25 protein-coding genes are annotated in these 26,323 nt (G+C 62.0%); 22 read left to right on the top strand and 3 right to left on the bottom strand.

Features of this window, described 5'->3' with window-relative positions; translation table 11 throughout:
• Positions 1 to 156 precede the first annotated feature (156 nt).
• The 8 genes from A11A3_RS04775 (at position 157) to A11A3_RS04740 (ending at position 7,192) form a co-directional block, all read left to right on the top strand.
• Complete coding sequence (locus tag A11A3_RS04775; protein ID WP_008928138.1) at positions 157 to 795, top strand: TetR/AcrR family transcriptional regulator; 639 nt, start codon at positions 157 to 159, stop codon at positions 793 to 795.
• 32 nt (positions 796 to 827) lie between these two features.
• Complete coding sequence (locus tag A11A3_RS04770) at positions 828 to 1,295, top strand: L,D-transpeptidase (protein WP_040296716.1); 468 nt, start codon at positions 828 to 830, stop codon at positions 1,293 to 1,295.
• An 8-nt stretch (positions 1,296 to 1,303) separates the two neighbouring features.
• Positions 1,304 to 2,326, top strand: coding sequence for a beta-N-acetylhexosaminidase (gene nagZ, locus A11A3_RS04765; RefSeq protein WP_237738828.1), 1,023 nt, complete (start codon positions 1,304 to 1,306; stop codon positions 2,324 to 2,326).
• The gene (locus A11A3_RS04760; RefSeq protein WP_008928135.1) at positions 2,323 to 3,480 is read left to right on the top strand and encodes a mechanosensitive ion channel family protein; all 1,158 of its coding nucleotides are present in this window, start codon (positions 2,323 to 2,325) and stop codon (positions 3,478 to 3,480) included. Before nagZ ends, A11A3_RS04760 begins: the two co-directional genes overlap by 4 nt.
• On the top strand, positions 3,467 to 4,039 hold the full coding sequence (locus A11A3_RS04755; protein WP_008928134.1) for a hypoxanthine-guanine phosphoribosyltransferase: 573 nt from the start codon (positions 3,467 to 3,469) through the stop codon (positions 4,037 to 4,039). Before A11A3_RS04760 ends, A11A3_RS04755 begins: the two co-directional genes overlap by 14 nt.
• Entirely contained in the window at positions 4,039 to 4,776 is a 738-nt protein-coding gene (locus A11A3_RS04750; RefSeq protein ID WP_008928133.1) for an S-methyl-5'-thioinosine phosphorylase, read from the top strand. The genes A11A3_RS04755 and A11A3_RS04750 overlap by 1 nt, the downstream gene beginning before the upstream one ends.
• A gap of 180 nt (positions 4,777 to 4,956) precedes the next feature.
• On the top strand, positions 4,957 to 5,925 hold the full coding sequence (gene cysK, locus A11A3_RS04745) for a cysteine synthase A (RefSeq protein ID WP_008928132.1): 969 nt from the start codon (positions 4,957 to 4,959) through the stop codon (positions 5,923 to 5,925).
• 76 nt (positions 5,926 to 6,001) lie between these two features.
• On the top strand, positions 6,002 to 7,192 hold the full coding sequence (locus tag A11A3_RS04740) for a BaiN/RdsA family NAD(P)/FAD-dependent oxidoreductase (protein WP_008928131.1): 1,191 nt from the start codon (positions 6,002 to 6,004) through the stop codon (positions 7,190 to 7,192).
• A gap of 6 nt (positions 7,193 to 7,198) precedes the next feature.
• On the opposite strand, the gene A11A3_RS04735 is transcribed toward A11A3_RS04740, so the two are convergent.
• Positions 7,199 to 7,615, bottom strand: coding sequence for a thioesterase family protein (locus A11A3_RS04735; protein WP_008928130.1), 417 nt, complete (start codon positions 7,613 to 7,615; stop codon positions 7,199 to 7,201).
• Between the two features lie 105 nt (positions 7,616 to 7,720).
• On the opposite strand from A11A3_RS04735, the gene A11A3_RS17680 reads away from it, so the two are divergent.
• The 6 genes from A11A3_RS17680 to A11A3_RS04710 all read left to right on the top strand — a co-directional run bounded on the left by A11A3_RS17680 (position 7,721) and on the right by A11A3_RS04710 (position 13,829).
• Positions 7,721 to 7,873, top strand: a complete 153-nt coding sequence (locus A11A3_RS17680; protein WP_157375360.1) for a hypothetical protein — start codon at positions 7,721 to 7,723, stop codon at positions 7,871 to 7,873.
• A gap of 423 nt (positions 7,874 to 8,296) precedes the next feature.
• Positions 8,297 to 8,716 carry a lycopene cyclase domain-containing protein gene (locus A11A3_RS04730; RefSeq protein ID WP_157375357.1) on the top strand — a complete coding sequence of 140 codons (420 nt, stop codon included), beginning with the start codon at positions 8,297 to 8,299 and terminating at the stop codon, positions 8,714 to 8,716.
• A gap of 254 nt (positions 8,717 to 8,970) precedes the next feature.
• The gene (locus tag A11A3_RS04725; protein WP_008928128.1) at positions 8,971 to 9,690 is read left to right on the top strand and encodes a YebC/PmpR family DNA-binding transcriptional regulator; all 720 of its coding nucleotides are present in this window, start codon (positions 8,971 to 8,973) and stop codon (positions 9,688 to 9,690) included.
• A 122-nt stretch (positions 9,691 to 9,812) separates the two neighbouring features.
• Positions 9,813 to 10,109 carry a hypothetical protein gene (locus A11A3_RS04720; protein WP_157375354.1) on the top strand — a complete coding sequence of 99 codons (297 nt, stop codon included), beginning with the start codon at positions 9,813 to 9,815 and terminating at the stop codon, positions 10,107 to 10,109.
• A gap of 274 nt (positions 10,110 to 10,383) precedes the next feature.
• Positions 10,384 to 12,849 (top strand): galactose oxidase early set domain-containing protein, encoded by a 2,466-nt coding sequence (locus tag A11A3_RS04715; RefSeq protein WP_008928126.1) that lies wholly within the window; start codon positions 10,384 to 10,386, stop codon positions 12,847 to 12,849.
• Positions 12,846 to 13,829: a hypothetical protein gene (locus A11A3_RS04710; protein WP_157375351.1), complete on the top strand. Its 984-nt coding sequence runs from the start codon at positions 12,846 to 12,848 to the stop codon at positions 13,827 to 13,829. The genes A11A3_RS04715 and A11A3_RS04710 overlap by 4 nt, the downstream gene beginning before the upstream one ends.
• 82 nt (positions 13,830 to 13,911) lie before the next feature.
• Here the strand turns inward: A11A3_RS04710 and A11A3_RS04705 are convergent, their stop codons facing one another.
• On the bottom strand, positions 13,912 to 14,505 hold the full coding sequence (locus A11A3_RS04705) for a peptidoglycan binding protein CsiV (RefSeq protein ID WP_008928124.1): 594 nt from the start codon (positions 14,503 to 14,505) through the stop codon (positions 13,912 to 13,914).
• 121 nt (positions 14,506 to 14,626) lie between these two features.
• Complete coding sequence (mfd, locus tag A11A3_RS04700) at positions 14,627 to 18,103, bottom strand: transcription-repair coupling factor (RefSeq protein WP_008928123.1); 3,477 nt, start codon at positions 18,101 to 18,103, stop codon at positions 14,627 to 14,629.
• A 170-nt stretch (positions 18,104 to 18,273) separates the two neighbouring features.
• Here mfd and tesB point away from each other — a divergent pair, with 170 nt between their 5' ends.
• From tesB to nqrE, 8 genes are all read left to right on the top strand, one after another.
• Positions 18,274 to 19,152 (top strand): acyl-CoA thioesterase II, encoded by an 879-nt coding sequence (gene tesB, locus A11A3_RS04695; protein ID WP_008928122.1) that lies wholly within the window; start codon positions 18,274 to 18,276, stop codon positions 19,150 to 19,152.
• The gene (locus A11A3_RS04690; RefSeq protein WP_008928121.1) at positions 19,149 to 19,736 is read left to right on the top strand and encodes a uracil-DNA glycosylase family protein; all 588 of its coding nucleotides are present in this window, start codon (positions 19,149 to 19,151) and stop codon (positions 19,734 to 19,736) included. Before tesB ends, A11A3_RS04690 begins: the two co-directional genes overlap by 4 nt.
• A gap of 136 nt (positions 19,737 to 19,872) precedes the next feature.
• A complete protein-coding gene (locus tag A11A3_RS04685; protein ID WP_083851675.1) occupies positions 19,873 to 21,312 on the top strand; it encodes a glyceraldehyde-3-phosphate dehydrogenase in 1,440 nt (479 codons plus the stop codon).
• A 269-nt stretch (positions 21,313 to 21,581) separates the two neighbouring features.
• On the top strand, positions 21,582 to 22,928 hold the full coding sequence (locus tag A11A3_RS04680) for a Na(+)-translocating NADH-quinone reductase subunit A (protein ID WP_008928119.1): 1,347 nt from the start codon (positions 21,582 to 21,584) through the stop codon (positions 22,926 to 22,928).
• 2 nt (positions 22,929 to 22,930) lie between these two features.
• Positions 22,931 to 24,190 (top strand): NADH:ubiquinone reductase (Na(+)-transporting) subunit B, encoded by a 1,260-nt coding sequence (locus A11A3_RS04675; protein ID WP_008928118.1) that lies wholly within the window; start codon positions 22,931 to 22,933, stop codon positions 24,188 to 24,190.
• Positions 24,190 to 25,017: a Na(+)-translocating NADH-quinone reductase subunit C gene (locus A11A3_RS04670; protein ID WP_008928117.1), complete on the top strand. Its 828-nt coding sequence runs from the start codon at positions 24,190 to 24,192 to the stop codon at positions 25,015 to 25,017. Before A11A3_RS04675 ends, A11A3_RS04670 begins: the two co-directional genes overlap by 1 nt.
• The gene (locus tag A11A3_RS04665; protein WP_008928116.1) at positions 25,017 to 25,682 is read left to right on the top strand and encodes an NADH:ubiquinone reductase (Na(+)-transporting) subunit D; all 666 of its coding nucleotides are present in this window, start codon (positions 25,017 to 25,019) and stop codon (positions 25,680 to 25,682) included. Before A11A3_RS04670 ends, A11A3_RS04665 begins: the two co-directional genes overlap by 1 nt.
• A gap of 12 nt (positions 25,683 to 25,694) precedes the next feature.
• Positions 25,695 to 26,315, top strand: a complete 621-nt coding sequence (nqrE, locus tag A11A3_RS04660) for an NADH:ubiquinone reductase (Na(+)-transporting) subunit E (RefSeq protein WP_008928115.1) — start codon at positions 25,695 to 25,697, stop codon at positions 26,313 to 26,315.
• Positions 26,316 to 26,323 lie beyond the last annotated feature (8 nt).

The following is a 26,323-nucleotide window of genomic DNA, read 5'->3' as shown; positions in this document are numbered from 1 at the left end:
TGACAGGGGAATCCCTGCCTTGCCTGAACGTATGCGCTTATTTAGCGGTCAACGGTCCACTTTTTACTCTCAACCAACCCCTGCCTTGCTTGACCCCCCTTGTCTCCAAACGTATGTTTGAAACGTATGTTTTTGTGACCAGCAGGGGACAGGCAGATGGCGCAACCGGGCACCGTTGACCGGATTCTTGATACCGCGGAAGTGCTCTTCGCCCAGAAGGGATTTGCCGAAACCAGCCTGCGTGCCATTACCAGCAAGGCCGGCGTCAACCTGGCGGCGGTGAACTACCATTTTGGCTCCAAGGAAGCGCTGATACAGGCGGTTTTCGAGCGCTTTCTGACGCCCTTCAGTGCCGCTCTGGCGGCCAAGCTCGACGAGCTGGAAGCCTCCGGGACACCGGACACCCCGGAAACCATTCTCGGTATTGTCTCGCGGCTGGCGCTGGGCACTCATCCCCAGGATCCGCAACGGGCGGCGATCTTCTTTCGTCTGGCCGGTCAGGCCTACAGCCAGCCCCAGGGCCATTTGCGCCAGTACCTCAACCAGCATTACGGCGCCGTGTTCAAGCGCCTGCAGGAGCACCTGCAGCGGGCGGTGCCGGATGTGTCGCCCATGGAGCTGTTCTGGCGGGTGCAGTTCAGTCTTGGCTCGGTGATTTTTACCCTGTCCGGGCTGGAGTCACTGCAGGCCATCAGCAAGAGCGATTTCAAACTGGAACTGAGCGCCGCCGATATCACCCAGCGGCTGTTACCGTTTCTGGTCGGTGGTATTCAGGCGCCGGTGCCGGCACAGTAACACTCCTGTTCATTTGCCGTTTCGAGGCAGGGATGCACATAACCATTTCATTGGCCGGGCAGTGGCTGGAACTGGCCGGCCCAACCACCCAGCGTTTTCCCGTGTCCACCGCCGCTGTCGGTGCCGGCCAGGGGCAGGGCAGTGGTGCCACGCCGCGGGGGCGTCATCTGGTGCGCGCACGCTTTGGTGACGGGCTGCCGGCCGGCGCCGTGTTCGAAGGGCGTAAATTCAACGGCCAGATCCATTCGCCAACCCTGGCGGCGCAACACCCGGACCGGGACTGGATCCTCAGCCGCATACTCTGGCTTGGCGGCCTGGAACCGGGCCATAACCAGGGCGGTGACGTGGATAGTTTCCGGCGCTTTATTTATATTCACGGCACACCGGACAGCGAGCCCATGGGGGTGCCGGCTTCCCATGGCTGTATCCGCATGCGCAATCAGGATGTCATCACGCTGTTCGACCAGATCGGCGTGGGCACACAGGTCAACATTGTTTAGGGCTACCCATGTCTGTATCTGTTTCACCGTTGTTGATGCTGGATCTGGAAGGGCTGGAGGTGTCCGCCGTCGAGCGTGAAATGCTGGCCCATCCGGCCACCGGAGGCCTGATCCTGTTTGCCCGCAATTACCAGGACCGTGACCAGTTGCAGGCCCTGATTGGCCAGGTCCGCGCCGTGCGCCCGGAGATACTGATCGCGGTGGACCAGGAAGGCGGGCGGGTACAGCGCTTTCGCGATGGTTTTACCCGCCTGCCGGCCATGGCCGCCCTGGGACGCCGTTACGACAGCAACCCGGCTGCCGCCTGCCGGGAGGCCACCCTGCTGGGCGAGCTGATGGCCAGCGAACTGGTGGCCATGGATATCGATATCAGTTTTGCCCCGGTGCTGGATCTGGATTACGGCAGCAGCACGGTGATCGGTGATCGCAGCTTCCATGGTCATGCCGATGCCATGATTGCCCTGGCCGGCGCCTTTATTGACGGTATGAGCGCGGCCGGCATGGCCGCCACCGGCAAGCACTTTCCCGGCCATGGCCACGTGGTGGCGGATTCCCACCTGGAGCTGCCGGTGGACCCGCGCCCGCTGGCCGAGATCGAACATGCGGACCTGCGTCCCTTCGCGGCGCTGGCGCCGCGGCTGGCCGGCATGATGCCGGCCCATGTGATCTACAGTGCGGTGGATGCCGAGCATACCGCCGGCTTTTCCCGTCACTGGCTGCAGACAGTGCTGCGCGCCCGGCTGGGTTTCCGGGGCGTGATCTTTTCCGATGACCTGTCCATGGCCGGCGCCCACGCGGTGGGCGACTGCACGGCCCGGGCGGCGGCGGCGCTGGACGCCGGCTGCGACATGGCGCTGGTCTGTAACGACCGTGCCGGTGCCGAGCAGGTACTGCAATGGATGGAAAGTCAGCACTATGCCGGCCAGGTGCCGGCGGCCGGGCTACGTGCGGTACGCCGTGCCCCCATGGACAAGGAACGATACCGCCAGGGCAAGGCTTTGGCGCAGACATTGATTGAGGAAAACGCATGACCCTGGACTGGAACCTGATACTGCAATGGCCCAATGCGGAGACGGCCACGGAGGTCTGGCTCACGCAGCTGTTTGTGGTGGTGCTGTGTACCGTGTCGGTGAATTTCATCCTCATGCGGGTGATTGATATTCTCGACAAACTGATCATCAAGACCGATACCCTGTGGGACGATGCCCTGCTGGAAGCGGCGCGCGTGCCGGTACGACTGGCGTTCTGGGTGGTTGGTCTGTCGGTGGCCATGGAGCTGTTGCAGGCGGTGGCGGAGGACCAGAATGACCTGTTTTCACTGGTGCCGATGGCGCGGCGCATTGCCTTCATCGTCATCATCGCCATGTTCTTCAACCGGTTTATTTCCTACACCGAGAAGAACCTGATTGACCCGTCACGCATGCGCAAGCCCATGGACCATTCCACCGCGGCGGCGGTGGCCAAGCTGCTGCGGGTATCGGTGATCATCACGGCGTTACTGATCATTCTGCAGACCCTGGGGTACAGCATCTCCGGCGTGCTGGCGTTTGGCGGCATCGGTGGCATGGCGGTGGCGTTTGCTGCCAAGGATCTGCTGGCCAACTTTTTCGGCGGCATGATGGTGTATCTGGACAAGCCCTTCCGGGTGGGGGACTGGGTACGCTCACCGGATCGCTCCATCGAAGGCACCGTGGAAGATATCGGCTGGCGGCTGACGCGCATTCGCACCTTTGATCAGCGTCCGCTGTATATCCCCAACGCCATGTTCACCTCCATCGTGCTGGAAAACCCCTCACGCATGCTTAACCGCCGCATCAATGAAAAGATCGGTATTCGCTACGATGACTGGCAGAAAATGCCCGCCATCGTCGAGGCGGTGAAAGCCATGCTGATTGCACACGAGGAGCTGGAAACCGACACCCGTACCCTGATCGTCAACTTCGACAGCTATGGCGCCTCGCACCTGGAATTCTTTATCTACACCTTTACCAAAACCACCGCTTGGGTGCGTTACCATGAGATCAAGCAGGATGTGCTCATGAAAATCATGAACATTGTCCACGAGCATGGTGCCGAGTTCGCGTTCCCGACGCGCACCCTGCATCTGATAAGTCAGAACGACAAGAGCCCGGATACCGGTCTGGAAGACGACAATCTTGAGGAAGCACACCATGTCCAGCGCTGATCAACTGCAGCAGGAACTGAGGCGGGTTCGCCGTGAAGCCATCGAACTGCATTCTTCCGACCAGGTGCAGGAAGCCATTGGCAAACTGGCGTTCGAAGTCACCGAAGCCTATGCCGGCAAGGTGCCGGTATTCGTGACCATCATGAATGGTGGCATGATCTTCGCCGCCGAGCTGGTCAAGCGGCTCGATTTCCCGCTGGAGATGGATTATCTGCACGCCAGCCGCTACCTGGGCGAAACCACTGGCGGCGAGGTGGAGTGGCTGGTGACACCCAATGCCTCCCTGGCCGGCCGTGATGTGCTGATTGTCGATGACATTCTGGATGTGGGGTCCACGCTGCTGTCGATCATTGATGCCTGCAAGGCCCAGGGGGCGGCCAGCGTGAAAACCTGTGTGCTGGTGGACAAGCAGCATGACCGCAAGGCGCGACCGGGCCTCAAGGCGGACTTCACTGCCCTGCAGGCCGAGGATCTGTACCTGTTCGGTATGGGCATGGATTACAAGGGCTTCTGGCGCAATGCGCCGGGCATCTACGGGGTCAGAGAGAGCAATAGCTGATGCTGGCATTTATCGGCGGTACCGGCCTGACGCGCATGGATAACCTGCGCATCGTGGCAACACACCCCCTCGACACCCGCTTCGGCAAGCCGTCGGCGCCGGTGGTGGAGGGCGAGCTGCACGGGCGTCGGGTGCTGTTCCTGGCGCGCCATGGTGACCCCCATGTGCTGCTGCCCCACCAGGTGAATTACCGGGCCAACCTGGCCGCGCTCAAGGAGGCCGGCGCCAGCGCCATTGTGGCGGTCAATGCCGTCGGTGGTATTACCCCCGACGCCCCCACCGGCGCGCTGGTGCTGCCCGACCAGATGATCGATTACACCTGGGGCCGTGACAGCACCTTTTTCGACAGCCCGGACGAGCCGCTGGTGCATGTGGATTTCAGCTGGCCGTTCGACGGCGCCCTGCGCACGGCACTGAAAAATCAGCTGGCTACCAGTGAGCTGGCCTGGAATGACGGTGGTTGCTACGGTGCCACCCAGGGCCCGCGACTGGAAACCGCCGCGGAAATTGCCCGCCTGGAGCGCGATGGCTGCGATATCGTCGGCATGACCGGCATGCCTGAAGCGGTGTTGGCCCGGGAGCTGGCGTTGCCCTACGCCATGCTGTCGCTGGTGGTGAACCCGGCGGCGGGCAAATCCACCCATGAAATCACCATGGCAGAAATCGAGGCAGTGATTCACAGTGGCATGGCTGGCGTTTGTACTCTGCTGGCCGACTTTGCCCGCGATTACGGCTAAACCGTCAGGAACTTGTGCCCGTTGCCAGCAGCCCTATAAACAAAGGCTGCCAGCCGCGAGACAGACAAAGAGAGCGGGGCGGTGCGTTCACGGACTGCCCGATCATTGAGCGAGACCACGGCGAGGCTGTTCTTTCTACAGTGATCGCCACACCCGACAACCGGCAACGGAGGGAGCGCCATGAGCAAGATTTACAAAGACAACAGTGAAACCATTGGCAACACACCGCTGGTGAAAATCAACCGCATCAGCCAGGGCAACATTCTTGCCAAGCTGGAGTCGCGCAACCCGGCCGGCAGTGTCAAATGCCGCATTGGTGCCAGCATGATCTGGGACGCGGAAAAGAGCGGCAAACTCAAACCCGGCATGACCCTGGTGGAGCCCACCAGCGGCAATACCGGTATCGCACTGGCTTACGTGGCTGCCGCCCGCGGCTATGACCTGGTGCTGACCATGCCCGACTCCATGAGCCTGGAACGACGCAAGATTCTCAAGGCGCTGGGTGCCAAGCTGGTGCTGACCCCCGGCGCCAAAGGCATGCCCGGTGCCATTGCCCGGGCCGGCGAGCTGGTGGAGGAAAACCCGGATACCCACCTGATGCTGCAGCAGTTCGATAACCCGGCCAATCCGTCCATCCATGAAAAAACCACCGGCCCGGAAATCTGGGAGGCCACCGATGGCGCCATTGATGTGCTGGTGGCCGGCGTGGGCACCGGCGGGACCCTGACCGGGGTGTCGCGTTACATCAAGCAGCAGCAGGGCAAGGCCATTATCTCGGTGGCGGTGGAGCCGGATTCGTCCACCATGATCAGCGCCGGTCTCAAGGGCGAGGAACCCACCCACGGGCCGCACAAGATCCAGGGCATCGGCGCCGGTTTCGTGCCGAAGAATCTGGACATGTCCATGGTGGACCGGGCCGAGCAGGTCAGTAATGAGGACGCCATGGAATGGGCCCACAAGCTGATGCAGGAAGAGGGCATCCTGGCCGGGATTTCCTGCGGCGCAGCCATGTGCGTGGCCGATCGCATCAGCCAGCTGCCGGAGTTCAAGGACAAGACCATTGTCGTGGTTCTGCCGGATTCCGGCGAGCGTTACCTGAGCTCGCCGCTGTTCGCCGATATGTTCAGTGACCAGGAGCTGAGTCAGTAATCGCCACTTTCCGCGGGGGATGCCAGCGCCGGCAATCCCCGCTATCCTTGCCGCCCCATTGATGACGGAGCAGGGCATGGCCGGCAACAGGCAAGTGGATGTGGTGGTTATCGGCGCCGGGGCGGCGGGCCTGATGTGTGCCGCCACGGCTGGCTACCAGGGTCACCGGGTACTGCTGCTCGATCATGCCAACAAACCCGGCAAGAAGATTCTCATGTCCGGTGGCGGGCGCTGTAATTTCACCAACCTGAATACCACGCCGGAGCATTTCGTCTCCGCCAACCCGCATTTCTGCAAGTCCGCGCTCAAGCGTTACAGCCCCTGGCACTTTGTTGATCTGGTGGAGCGTCATGGTGTCGAGCACGTGGAAAAGGCGCCGGGCCAGCTGTTCTGTGCCGACTCCGCCAAAGATGTGTTGCGGGTGCTGCTTACCGAGTGTGAATGGGCCGGTGCCCAGGTGCAGCTCAACACCAGCATTCGCCGGGTCAGTTACAAAGACCCGGGGTTCGAGCTGGTCACCAGTGAAGGCACGGTGGCCTGCCGCAAGCTGGTGGTGGCCACTGGTGGCTTGTCGATCCCGACCATGGGCGCCACCGGCTTCGGCTATCAGCTGGCCGACCAGTTCGGTCTCAAGGTCTATCCCACCCGGGCCGGTCTGGTGCCCTTTACCCTGCAGCCGTCGGACAAGGACTGGCTGGCGGCGTTGTCGGGTATCAGTACCGAGGTAGTGGCGCAGGCCGGCGGTGCCCGTTTTGCCGAGCCCCTGTTGATTACCCACCGCGGTTTGTCCGGGCCGGCCATGTTGCAGGTATCTTCCTTCTGGCAACCGGGCCAGTCGGTGCATGTGGACTGGCTGCCCGCCGTCGCCGACCCCCGTGCCGCGCTGATCGATGAGCGCCAGCAGCACCCCAACCGCAGCCTTGAGCGCTGGCTGCGACAGTATTTTTCCCAGCGGCTGGCCGCGGCGCTGGTGGCGCAGTTCGGCTGGCAGGGCAACCTGCAGCAGTTCAGCAATGACCGCCTGGGCGACGTGGCCGCGACCCTCAAGGGCTGGCAGTTCAAACCGTCGGGCACCGAGGGGTATCGCACCGCGGAAGTCACCCTGGGCGGGGTTGATACCGATGCCATTTCATCCCGTGATTTCCAGGTCAAAGAGGTGCCGGGCCTGCACTTCATTGGCGAAGTACTGGATGTGACCGGTCAGCTGGGCGGTTTCAATTTCCAGTGGGCCTGGGCCAGTGGCTGGTGCACGGGGATGGCGTTATAAACCCTGTCAGGCGATGTCAGGGAAACGGGCGCGGAAGTCTTCCGGCACCGGCATTACGCCATGGGTCTGATGATCGAAGAACACGAAGCCCTGTTTGGCCAGTACCACCATCTGGTCACCGGGTTGCTTGGTAACCCGGAAGATCAGGTCCGCGCCATACCTGTTGAAGTCCATCAACCCCACCTCGAACCGCAGGTCATCCTGGGCAAAACTCTCCGCCAGATAGGTGGCCACCAGATCGGTGACCACAATCCGTTCCTGGCTGTAGTCGATATGACAGAAGAAACGGTAACGGGCCTCCGAGAGCAGCGAGATCATCTGGTCATTGCCCACATGCTTGCCAGTGTTAAGGTCAGTCATGCGTACATTGATGGTGTGGGCGTAGAGAAACTGTTCGGGAAGATCGAGCTGAACACGGGCCATGGGGCACTCTGGGCATGCAAACGGGAGGAGCGCCATTATAGCCGGTCGGCGATGGATCTTCACGGTTTGTGAAACAGGGTTCCGATAATTCTCGGGAGGCAGGCCATGATTGATGTCAGCCACGGCTATCTCACCGCCGGCCTGCTTTATCTGGGCATCTGGGCCCTGTTGTTCGCGGTCAGCGAACCCTTTGTGCGGGTGGTCATGCTGGTCGGGGGCGTGCTGTTCTGCGGGTTGGGCCCGCTGGCAGGCTGCTGAAAAACCCCTTGCGTACTCAGCGTGGCCTGAAGCGTGCAGCTGTTGTGTCTTGTCTCGACGGTCAGGGTGGCTCCCTTTCCTAGAGGCAAGGCGCAGCAGATGTGCGCTTCAGGCCACGCCCTCCGGGCCTTCCAGGCTGGCCCGTACTCGTTGTTGCAATTTCTCGATGGGTGGACACACACCTTCAAAATTGCGCCTAGATTACGAGCCAGCCTGAAAGGCTGAGCATGCAAGGGGTTTTTCAGCAGCCTGCTGGGGCAACAGCTCTGGTTTCTGCATGACTGGTGGCACCCGCCGGGCGCTTTCACAGCGCAACCCTGGCCGGAGGACATCCTGCTGACCTTTGCCCATATCGGCATTGTGGTGGCCATTTACCCGGCCCTGGTCCGCCGCCGCAGTGGGCGTCGCCCGCATTCAACCTCCATGAGCGATTGCGCTCGGGCACTGATGCGCATGGTGCCCTTTTTGTTGTTATCGCTACTGGTGGTGTGGGGCGTGTGGGCCCTGCAAGTCCATTCCTCGGTGGCCTGCGCTGCGGGCATGCTGGCCGGTGGCAGCTATCTGCTCTGGCGGCGGCCGGATCTGTGGCCGGAGGCGCTGGTCAGCGGCGCCCTGATGGTGGCCGTGACCCTGCCGGTGTTCTGGCTACTGGCCTGGCTGAGCCCGCACTGGGTGGATCAGAGCTGGCAACCCGGGCTGTACTCACGCTGGCGGCTGTTAGGTATGCCGCTGGGGGACATGGCTTTTTATGCCTGCTCCGGGTTCCAGTGCGGCCCCTTGCTGGCCTTCATGTTCGATTTTCGCTGGCAGCCTCTTCAACGCCGAATGACAGTCCATCAGTAGCGGTTAGACGCTATCGCGTCATAATGGCCAGGATTGCAAACAGCAAGGAGGGGCCGAGGGATAAATCAGGCTGACGAGCGGCCCCACGCCTGACTTGCTGATCGGATTATTATCGTGATCGGTGCCAACAGCAGGATCGGCCTGGAAACCGTCAAACTGTCTGATGTCAGGGGGGCCTGCTTGCCGGACGTAGGCGCTGTGGACGTTTTGCCCTAGAATCCACGGTTTCCTTTTGATGCCGGAGCAATCAGCCCATGGGCCGCGCCTACCAGAACCGAAAAGAATCCATGGCCAAGACCTCGGACATGAAAGCCAAGGTCTACAGCCGTTACGGACGGGAAATCTATGTCTGTGCCAAGGCTGGCGGGCTGGACCCGAGTGCCAACCTGGCGCTGCGCAGCCTGATTGACCGGGCCAAGAAAGACCAGGTGCCCGGCCATGTGATCGACAAGGCCATCGACAAGGCCAAGGGCGGCGGTGGCGAAGATTTCGCGCCAGCCCGCTACGAGGGCTATGGCCCCGGTGGCTGCATGGCCATCATCGAGTGCCTCACCGACAACCCCAACCGCACTTTCGGCGATGTGCGCGTGGCCTTTACCAAGACCAAGTGCAAGATCGGCACCCAGGGCACCGTGGCGCACATGTTCGACCATGCGGCGATTTTCCGTTTTGCCCACGATGACGAGGATGCGGTGCTGGAAGCATTGATGGACGCGGACGTGGATGTCACCGATATCGAAAACGAAGACGGCATGCTGACCGTGTTCACCCCCAATACCGAGTTTGCCAAGGCCCGTCAGGCGCTCGCGGCGGCGATAGAAGGTATCGATTTCGATGTGGAGGAGATCCAGTTTATTCCCCATGCCTACACCACGGTGGAGGGGGATGATCTGGAGCTGTTCGAGAAATTCCTGGGCATGCTCAATGACCTGGACGATGTCCAGAACGTTTATCACAACGTGGAAAACGTCTGATTCCACGGCGGCCATACCGGAGCAGGGCACAATCAAAAAGCGGGAACCTGTTTACCCTGCAGTGACTCTTATCAGGCAGGGCGCTAATCTGACAGCGCCTTGTCCGATATGGAGGCTAGATCATGGCGAAAAACCCCCGGCGTCTTGACCCCATTTACCCTGCCAGATCGTCAGCGGCGATGACGCCCCGTTTTCTGGGTTATGTGGCCCTGTTCGATTCGTCCGATGAAATTCTGGCGTTCGGTGGGCTGGATCACCCGGATGAGGCCGGTTTCCGCACCGATCATCCGGCCTGGGCTCACCGCTTTACGTCCCTGGAAGAAATGCGCAGCCTGCGCAGCGCCGACACCATTCACCCCATGGCGCTCTTCGATGCCGGTGGCCGCTTTGTGCTCAGGCCCACCGAGAGCGTGCACTGACACCCGCCGGCCGGAGGCCCAGTCTCTGGCCGGCTCGTTTCTCGCGAGTAACACTTTCCCCCATTCCGTTTCCCCTGTCTTTTCTGCGTGAAGCTTTGGATGCGTCGTTGTAAGGCCTTAATGCGCCTGCGTATCCAACTGTCGTCTTGTGGTAAGACTGCCGGCGGTCATCACTTTCCGCTGCCGTTATCGGCGCACACTGGCCTCGGGTGCTTGCCATCCGAGTCAGACAGCACCCCATAACCATGACAATCAATGACAGTGGGAGAGGGCCATGAAAGCGTTTAATAAGCTGGCCAGCCTGGCGGCAGCGTCCGTCTTGCTGGTGGCTTGCGGTGGTGGCGGTGGCGGCAACGCCACCCCGGTGTCCAGCACGAACAATGCACAGGAGCCCCGGGCGGCGGACCCCATGGCGCCGGCTCCGCCCCCGGATGCCGCGTCCTTTGCCGGGCGGGATTATCGCTGTGTGGGCGAAGAATGCCGCATCGGTAAATTCAGCGGGCCTTTTGCCGAGCCGACCATCCGCTACAGCGACTCCACCACCGGTGATCAACTCAAGGTGGTCACCACCGACGACAAGTGCATCAAGGACGCGGAAAATGATTTCCGCTGCAAGCCCACCGCCGGTTCCGTGGCACTGCTGCCCGATGACCGTCTGGTGTACTTCAATGCCCTGGAGGGGACCGAGAATGTGGAACTGTCCATCGTGGCCGAATTCGGTTTCGTCTCGGTGGATGACCAGACCCGGGTGCTGAGCCTGGGCCCGGCCGGTCCGGTGGACCAGCCCTCCTGGCAGCGCCCGTCGCCCCTGAGCGGTGGCGCCAATGTGGATGGTAACGACAGCGAAACGCTGCTGCCCGGTAAACAGCTCACCGATGCGGAAAGCACCGCCGGTAATGACGGGGCGCTGTTCTGTGCCGACCTGGTGGCACTGGCGGATGGTCGCATCATGGCGGTGGGCGGTACGGACTATTACACCGAACCGTCCCTGGGCGCGGTATTCCCCCAGGCGCGGGACGTGCTCAGCGACTTTGATGCCGAATTCCCGCTGCCCAGCAACTTTGGCCGCCTGGGTGTGCCTGACGACATCGGTGTGGCGGAACTGGAAGGGCTCAAGGATGCCCGCATCTTTAACCCCGATGACAATTCCTGGACCCAGACCGGTCACATGAGCCAGGGGCGCTGGTACCCGACTCTGGTGACGCTGGCCGATGGCGATGTATTTGTGGCCAGCGGCGTGACCAAGCTGCTCAAGCCGGTCTACACCGGTAACCTGCTCACCGGCGAGGACCCGGTCAATGGCCTGGCGGACCTGCTGCAATCAGCGGATAACGTGCGCATCAGCGAGACCTACCATCTTGATACCGGTAACTGGACCGAGAACGGCGAGCAAGTCGGCACCTTGCACACTGCGGACAAATCCCTGCCACTGTTCCCGCGCCTGCACCTGCTGCCCAACGGTCAGGTGCTCTACAACGCCGGCGGCCAGGCCTTCAATCCCTTCGGCCAGTCCTATAACCAGGCCCAGTGGAATGTGGTGTCGGCCTACAACCCGAAAACCCAGCGCTGGAATGATCTGGGCTATGCGGGCCTCAATGTGCAGCTCAACCAGCTGTCGCTGGAGCGCCTGACCTCGGCGCTGACCCTGACCAACCCGGATTTGCTCAGTGACCTGAACCAGAGCACGGCCGGCCTGCTGGAGAATCTGCTCAACAAACCGCTGGACAGCCTGACCCAGGTGGAGAACCTGCTGGGCGATGTGACCGACCCACAGGTGGTCAACCGGGTGCTGGGTGCCGGTTTCCGGGGTTCCACCTTTTCAGTGATGATGCCCCTAAAGCCGGATGACAATGGCCAGTATCACAAGGCCGAGTTCCTCACCGCCGGCGGCGTGCTGGGCCTGGTGGCAGCCACCAGCCCGGGCAGCTATCTGGCCGTGCCCAACGGACGCATTGATACCGTGGAAGTGGGGGTGGATGGCGATGACACGGTCAGTGGCATGCGCTACTCCTCCCGTATCGTCGGCAATTTCAGTGGCCCGCGCTGGTACCCCTATGGCGTGTTGCTACCGGACGGCTCGGTGATGGCTTTCAATGGCGGTAACCGTGACGGGGTGGTATTGCCCGGGCTGGATGTGCCGGTGCGTCTGAGCGAGCGTTTTGATCCGGTCAGTGAGAGCTGGCAGCCCATGGCCACCTCCCTGCATCCGCGTACCTATCACAACACCGCCTTGCTGTTGCCCGATGGTCGGGTGCTGATCGGGGGGCATGCGCCGATCAATACGGCTTACCTGTTCAGCCTCAACCTGGAGAGTCTGGGACTGTCTCCCAACGATGGCCGTGACCCGTCCTTCGAGGTTTACAGCCCGCCCTATGTGTTCAAGAGCCGGCCGGTGATCGAGCAGGCCCCCACCCAGGTCAACCATGGCGATCGCATCACCGTGAAGGTGGATGATGCCGGGGCCATTCATCAGGTGTTGCTGGTTCGCCGTACCGCCACCACCCATCTGGTGGACGGTGACCAGCGTACCGTGGTGTTGCCGTTTACGGTGGCCGGTGCCCATTCCCTGTCGGTGCAGGTACCGGGTAATCCGGCGGTGGCGCCGGCGGGCCATTACATGCTGTTCGTCAACCGCATGGCTGAAGATGGCTCCGGCATGATCGTGCCGTCCGTATCGGCGCCGGTGCATGTCTCCCTGCCCACGCCGTTGGCCCTGGCCAGTTATCAGGAGGCACCATGAGAGCATGGATGGCCGGTCTGGTACTGCTGATGACCACCGCCGCCTGGGCCCACGGGCCAGAGGCCAGTGCCGTGAAAGTGAGACTGGACCCACTGCCGGCGCCAATGGCGGACATACAGGTCCAGGTGCAGACCACCGTTGCCCCGCAGCTGGTGGTGGCAAACCATGGCAAGGCGCCGCTGACGGTACTGGATGAACAGGGCCGGGCCTTTGTGCGCATTGCCCGTGACGGGGTCTATGCGGACGTGCGCAGCCCGGCCTGGTATCGCACCCAGAGCGCCGCCCGTGGCGTGCCATTGCCACAGGGGGTCAGTCAGACGGCATCGGCGCATTGGGTCAAGGTCCAGCGGGAGCCGCACTGGGGCTGGTTCGACCCGCGCCTTCGGACGGAGGGAGTGACCGTACCCCATGCGGTAAAGGATGCCGGCCAGCCGGCGTCCATTGCTGGCTGGTCCGTGCCGGTGCGTGTGGGAGATACCGAGACCCGCCTGCAGGGCCAGTTCCGCTATGAGCCCTTGCCCCGCGGCGTGATGTTTTCCCGGCTGACGTCTGCGGCTCAGCCGCTGGAAGGTGTCACCGTCAGCCTGGCGCCGGGAACGGTGCCGGCACTGCTGGTGGAAAACCGCCGCGACCAGCCGCTGCTGGTGATGGATGGCCAGGGCATGCCCTATTTGCGAATCGGCCCGCAGGGCAGTTTCGTCAACGCCCGGGAGGCTTCGCAGCGTAATGATCTGGTGCCGCCGCGCTGGGTGAAGGTGGCCGATGTGCCCCGTTACACCTGGACAGAACCCCGGGCGGCCCATGCCTCGCGCTACCCGCCGTCGGCGGTGGTGCGTCAGGGCCGGCGTGCCGTGCTCGATCACTGGCAGATTCCGGTGACCCTGGCCGGCAAAACCGTGCCGATCTCCGGTGTGGTCTATTGGCAGCCCGAGCGGGGCGAGTCAGTGGCCCGGGCGGGGCATGCCCATCATTCCCATTGAGTATTGGAACCCGGAAAGCAAAAAAGGCCGCGTCAGCGGCCTTTTTCATGTTGGCATTTTTCATTCTGGCATTGTGACTGGATCAATACGGTGTCAGGCGAATCAGCATGCCGAATTTGGGGTGGTCGAAGTAATAGACCGTCTTGCTTTCCATGCGCCGGCTCTGGTTGATATCCACGTAGTATTTCTGGCCGTTGCTCTGAGCCAGAAACCAGATGCGCGGGTCCACGTGCAGGTAGCGTTGCAGGCTGAAGTGCAGGGTGCCTTCCAGTTCCGGCACCGTGCCATCTTCGGTGGGGATCTGCTGGCCGCCCTGGATGTAGACCGGGCGGGTTTCGGCCTTGTCGCCAATCGGCTGGCGCCAGGCCTTGTGGAAAAGCTCCCGGTATTTGCCGGTGCCTTCCATGCGCTCGAGCATGTAGCGAAGAATCCTGTCGTCTTCCGGCAGCGGCTGCCAGGCGCCACGGCCGAAGGCATCCTGGTCGGCTCCGGTGCCCATGGGGTCAGCCAGGCTGATGGCCTGGCTGTCGTAGCGCGGTTGCAGGTTGAGCGGCCACAACTCATCGCTGATGCTGTTCTGGCGGGCAAACACCAGCACTTCTACCTGGTACCACTTTTCTGCCAGGGCCGGGCTGGCGAGCAGGGTCAGAACGGCAAGCAGTAACGCACGGATCATCCGGAACTCCTTCATACTACGACCGTCACGCCATGGCGGGACGGTACATCCAGCCGGGGACTATAGCGGGTATGCCCGCCGAATTCACCGGCAATGCGATTTTAGGCGGGCGCCTCTGGGGTCAGGCGCTGTCGCGCCTGATGCTCTGGGCCGCCAGCCGTTTGAGCAGGGCGTCCACCACCTCGATGCGCTCCAGCGCGGTTTCGCTGTCTTCCACAAAGCGCAGGGCGTTGGCGCCTTCCAGTTTGTAGCGATTGGGGCCCGACTGCACCAGTTTGACGATGGTCAGCGGGTCCACCGGTGTGCGCTCGCCGAATTCCAGTTTGCCGCCACCGGCGTGAGCATCCAGTCGGGTAATCCCCAGGCGTTCGGCCTGCTGGCGCAGTTCGGTGACCGCAAACAGGTTCTTCACCGGTTCGGGTAGCAGGCCGAAGCGGTCGATCATTTCCACCTGCAGTTCTTTCAGGCCGTCGCGGGTCTTGCAGCCGGCGATGCGCTTGTAGAGCGTTAGGCGGCCGAACACATCCGGCAGGTAGTCTTCCGGGATCAGCGCCGGGATGCGCAGGTTCACCTCCGGGCCGCCGCTGAGCGGTTTTTCCACGTCCGGCTGTTCGCCGCGTTTCAGGGCCTCCACCGCCTGTTCCAGCATTTCCATGTAGAGGCTGAAGCCGATGGTTTCGATGTTGCCGTGCTGCTCCTCGCCCAGCAGCTCGCCGGCACCGCGGATTTCCAGGTCCTGGCTGGCCAGCATGAAGCCGGCGCCCAGGTCGGTGGCCTGTTCGATGGCCTCCAGGCGCTTGAGTGCATCCTTGGTCATCACCTTGGGGCTGGGGGTGATCAGGTAGGCGTAGGCCTGGTGGTGGCTGCGGCCCACGCGCCCGCGCAGCTGGTGCAGCTGGGCCAGACCGAGCTTGTCGGCCCGGTCGATGATGATGGTGTTGGCGCTGGGCACGTCGATGCCGGTCTCGATAATGGTGGTACAGACCAGCACGTTGAAGCGGCGGTGGTAGAAGTCGCTCATCACCGCTTCCAGCTCGCGCTCGCGCATCTGACCATGGGCGATACCGACGCGGGCATCGGGCACCAGTTTGCGGATGTCCGCCGCGGTTTTTTCCATGGTGTCGATGTCGTTGTGCAGGTAGTACACCTGGCCGCCACGCAGCAATTCGCGCAGCAGCGCTTCCTTGATGGCGGTGTCGTTGTGCTGCTGCACAAAGGTCTTCACCGACAGGCGCTTCTGTGGCGGGGTGGCGATGATGGAAATATCGCGCATGCCGCTCATGGCCATGTTCAGGGTCCGAGGAATCGGCGTGGCGGTGAGCGTGAGAATGTCACACTCGGCGCGCATCTGCTTGAGGCGTTCCTTGTGGCGCACCCCGAAGCGGTGTTCTTCGTCGACGATGATCAGGCCGAGATTGTGGAAGCTGACGCTTTCCTGCAGCAGCTGGTGGGTGCCCACCAGAATGTCCACTTTGCCGGCCTTGAGCCGCTCCAGCACCTGGGTTTTCTCTTTGGCGCTGCGAAAGCGTGACAGCACTTCAATGTTCACCGGCCAGTCGGCAAAGCGGTCGCTGAAGGATTCATAATGCTGCTGGGCGAGCAGGGTGGTGGGCACCAGCACCGCCACCTGGGTCTGGTTTTCCACCGCCACAAAGGCGGCGCGCATGGCCACCTCGGTCTTGCCGAAGCCCACGTCACCGCACACCAGCCGGTCCATGGGCCGGTTGGCCTGCATGTCGGCAATCACCGAGGCAATGGCTGCCTGCTGGTCCGGGGTTTCCTCGAACGGGAAGGTGGCGCTGAAGCGTTCGTAGTCGCTCATGTCCACGTCGAACTGCCTGCCTTCGCGGGCTTCGCGGCGGGCATAGGTGTTGAGCAGCTCGGCGGCCACGTCGTGGATTTTTTCGGCGGCTTTCTGGCGTGCCTTGCTCCACTGTTCGGTGCCCAGCTTGTTGAGCGGGGCGGTATCGCCGCCCCCGTAGCGGCTGATCAGGTGCAGTGAGGACACCGGCACATAGAGCTTGTCACCGCCTGAGTATTCCAGCAGCAGGAATTCGTGTTGCTGGCGGTCCACTTCCATGTGGGTCAGCCCCAGATAGCGGCCGACGCCGTGCTCCAGGTGCACCACCGGGGCGCCCACGGTGAGTTCGCCCAGAGAGCGGAAGGCCTGCTCCGCAGCGCCATCATCGCTGCTGGATTTGCGTCGCCGGCGCTGCAGGACCCGTTCGCCATAAAGGTCGTTCTCGGTGACCACCAGCAGCTGGTGGTCCGGGGCATGAAAACCGGCGTCCAGTTCGCCGCGGGTCAGGCTCCAGCGCTCCGGTCGGGCGATGAAATCCGCCCAGCTGTCCTTCATGGCCGGCTGGATGCCGATTTTCTGCATCAATTCCAGCAGGGCTTCACGGCGCCCGGCGGTTTCCGCGCAGATCAGGATGCGGGTGTCCGGGTGGGCGTCGGCGAAGGTGTGCAGCAGTGACAGCGGATTGTTGGCACGCACGTCGGCGGTCAGTGCCGGCATCGGGGCGACGTCGAAATGCAGCGCCTGGCTGCTCTCGTTCTGCCGGGCACGGGGATGTTGCTTGAGGGCCGCGCCCAGCTCTTCGGGGCGCAGGAATAGCTGCCAGGGGGCCAGGATGGGGCGATGGATATCGTGGCGCCGGGATTCGTAGCGCTGCTGTACATCTTCCCAGAAGTGTTCGGTGGCCTGCTGGCAGTCGGCCAGTTCCACCAGCCGGACATCGTCGGGCAGGTAGTCGAACAGGCTGGCCATGTGCTCGAAGAACAGCGGCAGATAGTACTCCAGGCCCGGGGCGGCCAGGCCATCGGAGACATCCTGATAGAGCGGCACCTGGCGGGTGTCCACATCGAAGGTATCGCGGAAGGCGGTGCGGAAGCGGGCAATGCCTTCGGCGCTGAGTGGAAACTCCGCCGCCGGCAGCAGGGTAATGTCGTCCACCTTGCCGGTGGAGCGTTGACTCTCGGCCTCGAACAGGCGCAGGGACTCGATTTCGTCGTCGAACAGTTCGATGCGGAACGGCTGCTCGGCGCCCATGGGGTAGATATCCATGATGGCACCGCGCACGGCGAACTCGCCGTGTTCGTAGACGTTGTCACGCTGGCGGTAGCCGCAGGCCACCAGTCGCTGGCGGGTGGCTTCCATGTCGAAGGTGTCGCCCACCGTGAGAAGAAAACTGTTGCCGGTGATATGCAATGGTGGCGCCAGGCGCTGCATCAGGGTGTTGACCGGAACCACCAGAATGCCCTTGTGGGTGTCGGGCAGGCGGTGCAGGACCCGGATGCGGTCACTGATGATGTCCTGGTGCGGGCTGAACAGGTCGTAGGGCAGGGTCTCCCAGTCGGGAAACAGCATCACTGGCACGGCCTCTTTCCCGTCGGCGCCGCCGTCGAGGTAGAAGCCCAGGGAGTCGGCCAGTTGCTGGGCGCGGCTGGTATTGGGCGCCATGACCACGATCAGGTGGTCCTGGCTGCGGGCCAGCTCGGCAAGTACTGCGGCCATGCTGCCGCTACTGAGCCCGGCCCAGTCGCGATAATGCTCGCGGCCGGTGGGGAAGAGGGCACTGTCGGGGAGTAACTTCATCAAGACCCGTTCCTGCGAGTTCCAAGGCAAATCAGGGCGCGTATTGTAGCCGCGCTGATCCGGTGGTGACCATCTTGCCGAATGCGGCGTAAAGGCGGCGATAATGAATTTGACGTTTTAATCCGGTTAACATGATGGCCTGATTGGTTTTTTTGCGCTGAGGATTGGGTATGAAAGCACCGGTGCGGGAGTTGATGGATCTGTTTGATCTGGAACCGCTGGAGAACAACCTGTTTCGTGGCCAGAGTCAGGCCAATGGTCAACGTAGTGTGTTTGGCGGCCTGGTGGCCGGCCAGGCACTGCTGGCAGCGTCGCGCACGGTGCCGGAGGAGCGCCCGGTGCATTCGCTGCACGCCTATTTTCTGCGGCCCGGGGATTTCAACGTGCCGATCGTTTACGACGTGGACCGTATCCGTGACGGCAAGAGTTTCACCACTCGCCGGGTCAATGCCATTCAGCACGGCCGGCCGATTTTTTCCCTGGCCGCCTCCTACCAGGTGGAGGAGAGCGGGGCGTCCCACCAGGCCACCATGCCCGAGGTGCCCGGGCCGGAAGGGCTGGAAAACGATGAGGCCATCCGCCACAAGCTGGTGGAGCGCCTGCCGGAGCAGTATCGCCAGGACTTTCTTACCGAGCGGCCGGTGGAATTCCGCCCGGTGACGCCGCTGGACCCCATTTCGCCGGAGCCCAAGGCGCCGGTACGCGAGGTCTGGTTCCGGGTGATCGACCGGGTGGAGGCCAGCCCCATGATGCACCGGGCGCTGCTGGCCTACTGTTCCGATTTCGGCCTGATGGGCACCGCCATGCTGCCCCATGGCATGAATTTCTGGCAGGCCAATGTGCAATGCGCCAGTATCGACCACGCCATGTGGTTCCATAATGACTTCCGCATTGACGAGTGGCTGCTTTACCGCAGCGAGAGCCCCTTTGCCGGCGGCTCCCGGGGCATCAACTTCGGTGCCATCTATCGGCAGGACGGTACCCTGGTGGCCTCGGTGGCCCAGGAGGGGCTGATGCGTATCCATCCCTCTGACAGTCCCACCGGATGAGCGAGCTGATCTCTCTGCTGGAGGAGGTGAGGGCCTGCCGGTTGTGCGAGCCGCACCTGCCCCTGGGGCCGCGACCGGTGGTGCGGGCGGCAGAGAGCGCCCGTTTGCTGATCATCGGGCAGGCGCCGGGGACCCGGGTGCACGAGACCGGCATTCCCTGGAACGACCCGTCCGGTGACCGCCTGCGTGACTGGCTGCAGATGGATCGTGATACGTTTTACGACGAGAGCCGTATCGCCATTATTCCCATGGGCCTGTGCTATCCGGGGCGCGGGCGCGGCGGCGACCTGCCGCCACGGCCGGAATGCGCGCCCGCCTGGCATGGCCGGTTGCTGGCGCAATTGCCGGCCCTGCGTCTGACGCTGCTGGTGGGCCAGTATGCCCAGAAATCCTACCTGCCCGCGCCGGGCAAGACCCTGTCGGACAATGTGCGGCAATTTGCCACGGCCCTGCCGCATGGCTATTTCCCCCTGCCGCACCCCAGCCCGCGCAACCGCCTGTGGCTGCGCCAGCGCCCCTGGTTCGAGCAGCGCGTACTGCCGGCCCTGCGTGAACAACTGAAAGATGTCTTTGCCGGACGGTAATATCCGCGTCATCCGGGTGGATAAACGGGCCGTTACGCAGTATTATTCGCGCCCCAAACTCCACCGCAGGTGGCCGTGGAACGCGCCGTCCGGGCCCGCTCCCCGCACCTGAACCCAAACTGAGAGGGGCATCTCCGTGAACAAACTGGAAGACCATTTCGGACGCTGGAAGAACCGCGAGGAAATTGCCGAGGCCATGATCCCCATGATCGGCCGCCTGCATCGCGAAAAGAACGTGACCACCACGGTCTACAGCCGCTCCCTGGTCAACAAGTCTGTCATCCAGATTCTGAAGGCCCACCGCTTCGTCAAGCAGGTCGAGGATTCCGAGCTGTCTGTGGTCGATACCCTGCCGGTGCTGGAAGAAGTGAACAAGCTGGATCTGGGCCCTTGCCGCGTGGATATCGGCAAACTGGCGGTGGAGTACAAGAAGGACAACCGTGGCCTGTCCATCGAGGACTATGTCCGTGAAGAGCTGGCGGAAGCGGTCAACAGCAAAATGCCGATGCCCGAGCAGACCGACGTGGTGCTGTACGGTTTTGGCCGTATCGGCCGTATCCTGGCTCGCCTGCTGATCGAGAAGGCCGGTTCCGGCCAGGGCCTGCGCCTGAAGGCCATCGTGGTGCGTGAATCCGGCAAGGGCGACCTGCAGAAGCGCGCCAGCCTGCTGCGCCGCGATTCCGTGCACGGCCCGTTTGCCGGCACCATTTCCGTGGATGAAGAAGACAACGCCATCATCGCCAACGGCAACTTCATCAAGGTGATCTACGCCAACGACCCGAATACCATCGATTACACCCAGTACGGCATCCACAATGCCGTGGTGATCGACAACACCGGTAAATGGCGCGACGTGGAGGGGCTGACCCAGCACCTGAACCGTCCCGGTGTTTCCCGCGTGATGCTGACCGCGCCGGGCAAGGGTGACATGAAAAATATTGTTCACGGCGTGAACAATGACACCATCGTCGACAGCGACAAGATCATTTCCGCGGCCAGCTGTACCACCAATGCCATCGTGCCGCCGCTGAAAGCCATTGAAGACAAGTTCGGCATCGAATTCGGTCACGTGGAGACGGTGCACTCCTACACCAACGACCAGAATCTGCTGGATAACTTCCACAAGGGTCCCCGTCGTGGTCGTGCCGCACCGCTCAACATGGTGCTGACCGAAACCGGCGCTGCCACCGCGGCCGCCAAGGCGCTGCCTTCGCTGCAGGGCAAGTTGACCGGTAACTCCATCCGCGTTCCCACGCCGAACGTGTCCATGGCGATCCTCAACCTGACCCTGGAAAAGGAAACCACCCTGGAAGAGCTCAACGAATACCTGCGCTGGGTGAGCCTGCATTCACCGCTGCAGCGTCAGGTGGACTTCGTGAGCAGCCCGGATGCGGTTTCCACCGACTTTGTCGGCTCTCGTCACGCGTCCGTCATCGACGCCGAGGCTACCATTGTCAACGGGCGTCACTGTGTTCTGTACGTGTGGTACGACAACGAGTTCGGTTACAGCTGCCAGGTGCTGCGCATCCTGCAGCAGATCTCCGGCGTGGAGTATCCGGCGTACCCGAAGGACTGACCGATCAGGAAAAGCCCGCTTAGCGGGCTTTTTTTCGGCTCGATGATGGTGCAGGGGAGTCTGCACCGAAATGGGACTATGCGACCTTTGGCGCCATGGCGGGCGCTGGCGAACAGGCCGGCTGACCTTTATAATGTGCGCCGCTGACCTGTGGGTCGCTTTCATTGCAGAATCCGGTTTTTCCGATATTTCCTGGGTGTCTGGCCATTCCTGGCAGCCCTGGCCGGATATAACTCGACTTCAGCAACACGCAACGTGGGCGAGAAACTATGATTAAAGTCAGGAAGGGCCTTGACCTGCCCATCACTGGTGCACCGCGCCAGGCGATTGAGGAAGGTCATCAGGTTCGTTCTGTTGCCGTGCTGGGCGGCGACTACGTGGGTATGAAACCCACGATGGAAGTCCGCGAAGGGGACGTGGTCAAGAAAGGCCAGCTGCTCTTCACGGACAAGAAAACCGAAGGCGTGAAGTACACCGCGCCCGCCGCCGGCAAGGTGGTAGCCATCAACCGTGGCCATAAACGGGTTCTGCAATCCGTTGTTATCGAGGTGGCCGAGCAGGAAGAGCAGGTGACCTTTACCGCCCATGGTGCGGATCAGCTTGCTTCCCTGAGCCGTGAGGCCGTCCAGCAGCAGCTGGTGGATTCCGGTGAGTGGACCCTTCTGCGTACTCGCCCGTTCGGCAAGGTGCCGGCCATCGGCACGGCGCCCAACTCCATTTTCGTTTCCATCCTCGATACCAATCCGCTGGCCCAGGAGCCGGCAGTGGTCATCAAGGAAAACGAGCAGGCCTTCCGTAACGGCCTGACACTGCTGACCCGTCTGACCGACGGGCCGGTGTGGGTGGGGCGCGGTCCGAAAACCGAGCTGCCGTCCTTCGCCCAGGGTCAGATCCGTGAAGAGCAGTTCGCCGGCAAGCACCCGGCGGGCAACGTGGGCACCCACATCCACTTCCTGGATCCGGTCAGCCTTGGCAAGACCGTATGGTCCATCGGCTATCAGGATGTGATCGCCATTGGCCGCCTGTTCACCGAAGGCAAACTGTACACCGACCGGGTGGTGGCACTGACAGGCCCGCAGATGAAAACCCCGCGCCTGGTGCGCACCCGGGTTGGCGCCAATATCGAGGATGTCACCCGCGGCGAGCTGAAAGACGGTGATAACCGTCTGGTTTCCGGTTCCGTGCTGCATGGCCACCATGCCCGCGGCCCGCTGGCCTGGCTCAATCGCACCAGTAATCAGGTGACCGCCCTGCGCGAAGGTCATGAGCGTGAGCTGCTGGGGTATATCTCTCCCGGGATGAACCGTTTCTCGCTGATGAACATCTACCTGTCCAAGCTGATGCCGTCCAAGCGCTTCAACTTCACCACCACCACCAACGGCTCCGAGCGTGCCATGGTGCCGGTGGGCGCCTACGAGGAAGTGATGCCGCTGGATATTCTGCCTACCCAGCTGCTGCGTTCGCTGATTGTCGGTGATACCGATTCGGCTTCCGCACTGGGCGCGCTGGAACTGCTGGAAGAAGACCTGGCCCTGTGCACCTTCGTGTGCCCCGGCAAGTACGAGTACGGCCCGATCCTGCGCGACAATCTGACCACTATCGAGGCGGAGAACTGAGCATGGGCATGAGACGTTTTCTGGATAACAAGGTTGCCCCGCATTTTCACGAGGGTGGCAAGTTCGAGAAGTATTACACCTTCTACGAAATGTTCGACACCATGCTCTACAGCCCGGATTCGGTGACCCGAACCGGTGCGCATGCGCGTGATGGTCTCGATCTGAAACGCATCATGATGACGGTCTGGTTCTGTACCTTCCCGGCCATCATCTTCGGTCTCTACAACACCGGCTACCAGGCCAACCTGCAGATCACCGAGTTCGGGCAGAGCCCGCTTGCCGGCTGGCGCAGTGACCTGGTGATGGCCCTGACCGGCTTTGATTACCACAGCATCTGGGCCAACTTCCTGCATGGTGCGGTCTATTACATCCCGATTCTGCTCACCGTCTACATCGGCGGCTTTATCTGGGAAGGCCTGTTTGCCTGGAAGCGCGGTCACGAGGTCAACGAAGGCTTCTTCGTCACCGGTATCCTGTTCACCCTGATTCTGCCGCCGGCCATTCCCCTGTGGCAGGTATTCCTGGGGATTTCCTTCGGGGTCGTGATCGGCAAGGAAGTGTTCGGCGGCACCGGCAAGAACTTCCTCAACCCGGCGCTGGTCGGCCGTGCCTTCCTGTACTTCGCCTACCCGGCGCAGATGTCCGGGGACGCGGTCTGGACCGCGGTGGATAACTTCTCCGGTGCCACGCCGTTGTCTCAGGCGGCGGCCGGCAACCTGAACTTCGCCGCCGGTCTGGGTGAAAATGCCCTGGCCGCTGGAGCCAACGGTGCCACCGCCAGCCTGACCTGGATGAACACCTTCCTGGGCGGTATTCAGGGCTGTATCGGTGAAACTTCCACCCTGGCCATCCTGATCGGTGGCGCGGTATTGCTGCTCACCAAGATCGCCTCCTGGCGTATCGTGCTGGGCGTGTTCCTGGGTATGGTGGGCATGTCCGCCGTGTTCAACGCCGTCGGTTCCGACAGCAATGCCATGTTCGCCATGCCGTGGTACTGGCACCTGACCGTGGGCGGCTTCGCCTTCGGCATGATCTTCATGGCCACCGACCCGGTGTCCGCCTCCATGACCAACACCGGCAAGTACATTTTCGGGGCGGTGATCGGCATCATGACGGTACTGATCCGTGTGGTGAACCCGGCATTCCCGGAGGGCATCATGCTGGCGATCCTGTTCGGTAACCTCTGTGCCCCTCTGATTGACTACTTTGTAACCCAGGCGAACATTCGTCGTCGTCTGCGCCGGACCGGGGGAGAAGTGTAATGGCTGGAAATAGCGAAAGTATCAGCAAGACACTGCTGGTCGCCTTCCTGGTGTGCGTGGTCTGCGGTGTGGTGGTTGCCACCGCCGCCGTGAGCCTGCGCCCGGTCCAGGAGCAGAACAAGCTCAACGACAAGCGCACCAACATCCTGCAGGCCGCCGGCCTGTACAAGGCCGGTGTGCCGGTGGACGAGCAGTTTAAAAGCATCGAGCGCAAGTTCGTGGAAATCGATACCGGCAAATACGTGCAGGAACCGGAATCCTACGATCAGCGCAAGGCGGCCAAGGACCCGAAACAGTCCGTGCGGCTGCCCGGTGACGAAGATATTGCCGGCATCAAGACCCAGGCCAAGGTGGCCGAGGTCTACCTGGCCTATGATGACCAGGGCAAGCTGAGCCGCATCATCCTGCCGGTGCACGGCTATGGCCTGTGGTCCACCATGTATGGTTTCCTGGCCCTGCAGGCGGATGCCAACACCATTGCCGGTTTCGGCTTCTACGAGCAGGGTGAGACCCCGGGGCTCGGCGGCGAAGTGGACAATCCCAAGTGGAAAGCCCAGTGGCCCGGCAAGAAGCTGGAAGATGATCAGGGCGATGTGGAGATCCAGGTGGTCAAGCATGGCACCGGCTCCCCGTCCAAGGCGGATTACACCATTGACGGTCTGGCGGGTGCCACACTCACCACCAAGGGCGTCAGCAACCTGGTGCGTTTCTGGGTAGGCGAAGACGGCTTCGGCCCATACCTGGAGCGCATGCGTAGCGGAGCTGCTGATAGCGCTGAGGCGCAGGCCAGCAGCAAGCCGGCAACCAGCGACAAAGGAGAGGCGTAATGGCGGAGAAAACCAAGGACATTCTTTTCGGTCCGATTTTCGACAACAACCCCATCGCGCTGCAGATTCTCGGTATCTGCTCCGCCCTGGCGGTAACCAGTAACCTGAGCACCACGGTAACCATGTGTATCGCGCTGACCGCGGTCACCGCGTTTTCGAACCTGTTCGTCAGCATGATCCGCAACACCATCCCGTCCAGTATCCGCATGATCGTGCAGATGGTGATCATTGCCTCGCTGGTGATCGTGGTCGACCAGTTCCTGCGTGCTTATGCCTACAGCATTTCCAAGCAGCTGTCGGTGTTCGTGGGTCTGATCATCACCAACTGTATCGTGATGGGCCGGGTGGAAGCCTACGCCATGAAGAACCCGCCGCTGCCGTCCTTCATGGATGGTGTCGGTAATGGCCTCGGTTACTCCTTCATCCTGCTGTGTCTGGGTTTCATCCGTGAGCTGCTGGGTGCTGGTAGCCTGTTCGGTCACCAGGTATTGCCGAAGATCGCCGATGGCGGCTGGTACAACACCAACGGTCTGTTGCTGTTGCCGCCCAGTGCCTTCTTCCTGATCGGTCTGTTGATCTGGGGTATCCGCACCTGGAAGAAAGACCAGGTGGAAGAGGACACCTTCAAGATCAAGGCCAACACCCGTGTCAGCGACGCGTTTTAACGGAGACGAGGAATGTTTGAGCATTATCTGAGCCTGTTCGTCCGCGCCGTCTTTGTTGAAAACATGGCGCTGGCGTTCTTCCTGGGCATGTGTACCTTCATCGCGATCTCCAAGAAGATCCAGACCGCCATCGGCCTGGGTGTTGCGGTGATCGTGGTGCTGACCATCACCGTGCCGGTCAACAACCTGATTCTTCACAACCTGCTGGAACCGGGCGCCCTGGCCTGGACCGGCGTGGATGCGCTCGCCAACCTGGACCTGCGTTTCCTGGGCCTGCTCAGCTACATCGGCGTGATCGCGGCGATTGTGCAGATCCTGGAAATGACCCTGGACAAGTATGTGCCGAGCCTCTACAACGCGCTGGGTATCTTCCTGCCGCTGATCACCGTGAACTGCGCCATCATGGGGGCTTCCCTGTTCATGGTGGAACGTGACTACACCTTTGGTGAGTCCGTGGTCTACGGCATTGGCGCAGGCACCGGCTGGGCACTGGCAATCACGCTGCTGGCCGGTATCCGTGAAAAGCTCAAGTACAGCGATGTACCGGACGGCCTGAAAGGGCTGGGCATCACCTTCATTACCGTGGGTCTGATGTCTCTGGGCTTTATGTCTTTCTCCGGCGTGCAGCTGTAAGCGAGGGG

The organism is Alcanivorax hongdengensis A-11-3 (genome assembly GCF_000300995.1).
In the GTDB taxonomy this organism is placed as follows: domain Bacteria; phylum Pseudomonadota; class Gammaproteobacteria; order Pseudomonadales; family Alcanivoracaceae; genus Alcanivorax; species Alcanivorax hongdengensis.
The sequence above is the reverse complement of the archived record's forward strand: the minus strand, read 5'-3'. Positions and strand labels throughout refer to the sequence as shown.